This is a genomic window from Streptomyces sp. AC627_RSS907, assembly GCF_019049165.1.
Genome location: NZ_JAGMUE010000946.1, coordinates 1 through 591, shown reverse-complemented (window position 1 = coordinate 591; position 591 = coordinate 1). Strand labels below are relative to the sequence as shown.

General features: G+C 71.6%; 1 pseudogene. It reads right to left on the bottom strand.

Features of this window, described 5'->3' with window-relative positions:
- Nucleotides 1–591: pseudogene (locus KUM32_RS39600) on the bottom strand (ATPase); the annotation flags it as partial.

The following is a 591-nucleotide window of genomic DNA, read 5'->3' as shown; positions in this document are numbered from 1 at the left end:
CCAGGTCGACGCCGTTCGGGAGCATCTCCAACTCGTGTGTGCGGAGGTCGAGTTGGGAGAGTTCGGCGCGCTGGACGCGCTCCAGGGAAACGCGTTCCGCGTGCTCGTGAGCTTGTTCCAGCAGCGGCTCGACCAACTGCTCGGCCCGTCCGCCGGCGTGCGCCGCGCCCAGGCCGGCGCGCGCGAGAACCTGGGTGATGCCGGCGCGCTCCCGGGTCGCGGCGATGCCGACGGCCGCCGCGTCCAGCACTGCGGGCCGCACCATGTTGATCACCACGGCTCCGGTCGGCAGGCCCTCGGCGCGCAGCTCGGCGATGCCGTCCATGGTCTCCTGGACCGGCATCTCTTCCAGCAGCGTCACCAAGTGCACCGCCGTCTCGGGCGACTTGAGGACCCGCATCACGGCCTGCGCCTGGTTGTGTATGGGCCCCACCCGGGCCAGGCCCGCGACCTCGTCGTTGACGTTGAGGAACCGGGTGATCCGCCCGGTCGGCGGGGCGTCCATGACGACCGAGTCGTACGCGAAGCGGCCGTCCTTGCCCTTGCGCCGCACGGCCTCGCACGCCTTGCCGGTCAGCAGCACGTCCCGTA